The organism is Variovorax sp. 01T439_2, from assembly GCF_056398445.1.
The window spans coordinates 1-3,951 of sequence record NZ_JBFTPJ010000793.1 but is presented as its reverse complement, the minus strand read 5'-3'; the positions used below and the strand labels follow the sequence as shown (position 1 = coordinate 3,951).

Annotated in this window: 5 protein-coding genes; 3 read left to right on the top strand and 2 right to left on the bottom strand. The window is 63.2% G+C overall.

Annotated features, from left to right (window positions below; all coding sequences use genetic code 11):
* Together AC1DOC_RS27875 and AC1DOC_RS27870 are read right to left on the bottom strand one after the other, a co-directional pair.
* On the bottom strand, positions 1-776 hold a 776-nt coding region (locus AC1DOC_RS27875; protein WP_478130940.1), incomplete at its 3' end, for an SDR family oxidoreductase.
* A gap of 26 nt (positions 777-802) precedes the next feature.
* Positions 803-1,948, bottom strand: a complete 1,146-nt coding sequence (locus AC1DOC_RS27870; RefSeq protein WP_478079454.1) for a PrpF domain-containing protein — start codon at positions 1,946-1,948, stop codon at positions 803-805.
* 187 nt (positions 1,949-2,135) lie between these two features.
* On the opposite strand from AC1DOC_RS27870, the gene AC1DOC_RS27865 reads away from it, so the two are divergent.
* From AC1DOC_RS27865 to AC1DOC_RS27855, 3 genes are all read left to right on the top strand, one after another.
* Positions 2,136-2,495: a Zn-ribbon domain-containing OB-fold protein gene (locus AC1DOC_RS27865; RefSeq protein WP_015867083.1), complete on the top strand. Its 360-nt coding sequence runs from the start codon at positions 2,136-2,138 to the stop codon at positions 2,493-2,495.
* A gap of 1 nt (position 2,496) precedes the next feature.
* Positions 2,497-3,453, top strand: coding sequence for a thiolase family protein (locus AC1DOC_RS27860; protein ID WP_478130939.1), 957 nt, complete (start codon positions 2,497-2,499; stop codon positions 3,451-3,453).
* A gap of 10 nt (positions 3,454-3,463) precedes the next feature.
* Positions 3,464-3,951, top strand: a 488-nt coding sequence (locus AC1DOC_RS27855) for an SDR family NAD(P)-dependent oxidoreductase (protein WP_478130938.1), incomplete at its 3' end; no start/stop codon positions are given.

The window sequence follows — 3,951 nt, the reverse complement described above, 5'->3', positions numbered from 1 at the left end:
CTGTAAGCCCGGGCGTGGGTCACCCCACCGTCCACCACCAGGGTAGCGCCCATCACGTAGTCACCTGCACGCGATGCCAGGAAGATCGCTGCGCCTGCGATGTCCTCTGAAGTGCCGATGCGTCTGGCGGGTATGTGTTCGGACAGTTCGTCGCCGCGGTCGCGTGCGTTGCGGTTCATCTCGGATGGAAACGCGCCAGGTGCAATGGCACTGACCGCGATGTTGTCTTGCGCCAGGCGCAGTGCCATGCGCCGGGTCAGGTGGATCAAGCCCGCCTTGCTGGCGACGTAGGAGTAGTTTTCCTGAGGGTTGAGCGCGATGCCATCCGTGGACGCAATGTTGATGATCTTCCCCACACGCTCCTTGGCCGCGGCGCGCAGCGGTTCGGACAGCGCCTTCGTCAAGAAGAAGGGTGTCTTCATGTTGAGATCGACCACCTTGTCCCAGCCGCTTTCGGGGAAAGCATCGAAGTCTTCTCCCCAGGCAGTGCCGGCGTTGTTGACCAGGATGTCCAAGGTGGTTTCATGCTGCACGTAGGCAGCGGCCAGGGCCTGGCATCCGTTGACCGTCGAGACGTCGTAGGGCAGCGAGACGCAATGGCCGTTCTTCGACAGTTCCGAAGCCGCCAGATCGCATGCCGAAGCTTTACGCGCGCTGATGTAGACGCGTGCACCTTGCGCCAAGAATCCCTCGGCGATCATGCGACCAATACCCCGTGAGCCACCCGTGACGAGAGCCGTGCGGCCTCGCAGAGAAAAAAGATCTTGCGTCATCATTGCAATGCCTCGGCAGTTCGGTGAGATCAGCCAACCTCGAGGAGAGCTCGCCTCACGTAGGCGGTTCCATCCAACAGCCGCCGAGCGGTTCGGGTGAAGTGCACTTCTCGGACCGTCCACTCGTCGTCGGCAGTGCGAGCCACGCTCGCAAAAATTCCGATCACACCACTCGGATGGCCGATGCGGATGCGCGTCGGGCCGGCATGACTGCCTCGCGCCTCAGCCGGGATCGTTCCTGCGATCTGTGCTGCCACGGAAAGGCAGACCGAGCCACCGCCTGGAAAGGCCTTGTGCATCGCGCCACCATTGAGAACCATGCGTGCAACAAAGTCGATCTCCGACGACTTGACGATTCGATCTCCGCCGATGGTTCGGTAGTCTTGCGCTGCGCTGATGAGGATCTGGTAGGGCGTGAGGGTTCCTGACGCTGGCAGGTTGCAACGATCGGCGGCCCAGCGCCTGACTTCCTCGGCCATTTCGTAGATATCGGAGCCGAGCTGACCGGGAAGCTCCGTGCCGGTAACGCCCAGATCCGCGGCGCGGATGAAGACACAAGCCGTTCCCACATCGACGATCGAGACGGGTATCTCGCGACCGAGTTTTGAGACGTAGACCGAATCACGTGCCTGCCCGGTGGGCAGCAACCTGCCCGTGCTGGCGCCGCTGGTGCCGGAGTAGTCCAATGCGACCTCGGCGCCCTTGGCAGGCACCCCATCCACTTCGGTGTCGCCTTCCACGCACGGCTCGCCGTGCGCACATTGCACCACCATGCGCAGAATCTTGCCGGTGTTGGTGTTGTGCACTCGCACCGTGGTGGCGGGCTCCTGCACGGGGATGAGGCGCTCCTGCAGCGCGTAGACGCCGGTGGCCGATGAAATGTTGCCGCAGACGATCTCGAAGCTCACGCTTGGCTGATCGATCCCGATCTGCACAAAGGTGTAGTCGATGTCCGCGTCAGGCCGTGACGGGGGGCCGATGATTGCGCATTTGCTTGTGAGGATGTCGGCGCCTCCAAGCCCGTCGATCTGGCGCACGTCCGGGCTGCCGAACAGTGCCAGAAGGAATCGCTGCAGCGCTTGCGGATCGGACGGCACGTCACGCTGTGCGAGAAAAACAGCCTTGCTTGTGCCGCCGCGCATCAAGGTGACCGGAACGCTTATTTGTTCTTTCATTCATTCAGTATGCGCGTGCGCAGGGCGAGCGTCCTTGCAGTTCGGCTGCTCTGGCTTTAGCAGAACTACACGCTTTGCACGCTTTAGGGCGGCTAAAGAATGCGCAGCACAAATCCAATGACGGGGCGGCCCTGGGTCACCAAACTTCCTGTTGCCGTGGCCATCGCCACCGGAACAGGAGACACCTTTGAAGATCATCAAGCGCACGGATTCCCACATCCGTGACACCCCTGGCGGCATGGTGCTTGTGGCCACACAGGCCGGCGGTCAGCCCGCCCAGTTTCCGCCGATCGAATTCGTTCACCATGACCAGCCGATCGAGGAAATCGAGCTCGGCCCGACCGGCTCCCTCTACAGCTTCACGGTGGTCCATCCCGGCAAGGACAAGCCCGCCTACGCATTGGCGATGGTCGACTTCGAGCCGGGCGTTCGCGCCTTCGGTCGGCTCCTGTTCGATGGAAGCCCGCCTGCGATCGAAAGCCGCGTGCGCGTGGTGCCCTTCGCATTGCCGGACGGCACACCCGATTACGCCTTCCAGGAGCAATGAGATGAAGCAACCAATGATCACCGGCGTGGGCATCACCGACTTCGGCCGCTTTCCGGAGCTCACCGAAGAGGCCATGGTCCAGTCGGCCATTCTTGATGCCCTGGAAGATGCCGGCACGCGGCTTTCCGAGGTACAGGCGTTCTACTGCGGCAACGCGCTCGGGGCCATGTTGCCGGGGCAGCGGGCACTGCGTGAACTGCATGCACACGGGGGCGCTGTCTACAACGTGGACAACGCCTGCTCCAGCGGAGCGACCGCACTGAATCTCGCATTGCAGGCGCTCAAGGTTGGGATCTCCGTGAAGAACCGAAAGCACGGTGTTCTCAATCCCATCGCCAAGTTTGCAAAGCTGGCGACCCGCGAGGAGATTCTTGCGTCCCGCCCCGTGGCCGAGCCGCTTACGCTGCTGCAGTGCTGTCCCGCCGTGGTTGACGGTGCAGCGGCCCTCGTGCTCAGCACCAAGCCCTCCCAAGGCGTAGCAAAGCCGGTTCAGGTGCTGGCGTCCGTGGTGCAGTCCGGCTTGTTCGAAACCACGCCCGTCGACATGACGGAGGCCGAGATCACGGCGCGTGCGGCCAGGCTGGCCTATGAGCAGGCCGGCGTGGGACCCCAGGACCTCAGCCTGCTGGAAGTGCACGACGCCTTCACCATCTCCGAATTGCTCTACTACGAAGCGCTGGGCCTTTGCGATCGCGGCAACGCGGCGCAGTTGCTCCACAGCGGTGCGACGGCCCTGGGCGGGCGGGTGCCGGTCAATCCAAGCGGCGGCCTTCTCGCCAAGGGACATCCGCCCGGCGCGACCGGCGTCGCACAGATCGTGGAGGTCTGCGAGCAGTTGCAAGGCCGCGCGGGAGCACGGCAAGTGCAGGGGGCGCGCATCGGCCTCACGCAGGTGACTGGCGGCGGTATCTGGGGCGTGGATCACGCCGCCTGCGCCATCCATATTCTTTCGCTCTGATCGGGTCGACATGAACCAGACAAATCCAACCGCGCCTGCCTCGTTGCAAGGCCTTGTCGCCGTCGTGACCGGAGGGGCGAAGGGCATCGGCCTTGGCATCGCCCGCGAGCTTGCGCAGGGCGGCTGCCGCATCGCGCTGTGGGACTTCGACGACGAAGCCCTGCAAACCGCCCAGCGCAGCCTTGCGAGCGAGAGGGTCGACGTGAAGGCCTTCAAGGTCGACGTGAGCTCTGTGGAGCAGGTGGAGTCGACAGTGGCCCAACTGCTGGCGTCCCATGCACGCATCGACATCCTGGTCAACAACGCSGGCATTGGTGGAGACAAGCTTGTTTCCAAGATGGACCTGGCGTTCTGGAGTCGCGTGATCGAGGTCAACCTCCATTCGCAATTCATTTGCTCCAAGGCGGTCTTGGCCCAGATGGCGGAAAACCGGTTCGGACGCATCGTCAATATCGGTTCTCGTGCCTGGCTGGGCAATCGCGGCCAGGCGGCTTATTC